General features: G+C 69.9%; 1 protein-coding gene. It reads right to left on the reverse strand.

The window, feature by feature from the left end; all coding sequences use genetic code 11:
• The coding region (locus tag P2L57_RS39900; protein WP_275823512.1) for a zinc-binding dehydrogenase at positions 1-522 on the reverse strand (522 nt) is incomplete at both ends.

Consider the following 522-nt stretch of genomic DNA (forward strand, 5'->3'; position numbering starts at 1 on the left):
CCAGATCCCGTACGCCGTGGGTCGTGACCAGGTGCCGGGCCACCTCGCTGCCCAGGCCGCCGGTACCCCCGGTGACCAGGACCGTGCCCGTGCCGACGAGCTGCTGCCGTACGGTCAGCACGATCTTGCCGACGTGCCGGGCCTGGCTCATGTACCGGAACGCCTCAGGCGCCCGCCGCACATCCCGCTCCACCGTGGGGAGCGGCTCCAGAATGCCGGCCTCGAACAGGCCCACCAGTTCGAGCAGCATCTGCTGGACCCGGTCGGGGCCGGCCTCCACCAGGTCGAACGACTGGTAGCTGACCCCCGGGTGGTCCGCGCGGACCTGGTCGTCCGGCCGGAGGTCGGCCTTGCCCATCTCGATGAACCGGCCACCGTGCGGCATCAGCCGCAGTGACGCGTCGATGAAGTCGCCGGTGAGGGAGTTGAGCACGACATCCACACCACGACCGTCCGTGGCCTGTAAGAACGCGGCTTCGAAGTCCAGCGACCGGGACGACGCCAGGTGACGGTCGTCGATCC

Origin of the sequence: Streptantibioticus ferralitis (assembly GCF_029223525.1) — a bacterium.
GTDB classification, from domain to species: Bacteria; Actinomycetota; Actinomycetes; order Streptomycetales; family Streptomycetaceae; genus Streptantibioticus_A; species Streptantibioticus_A ferralitis.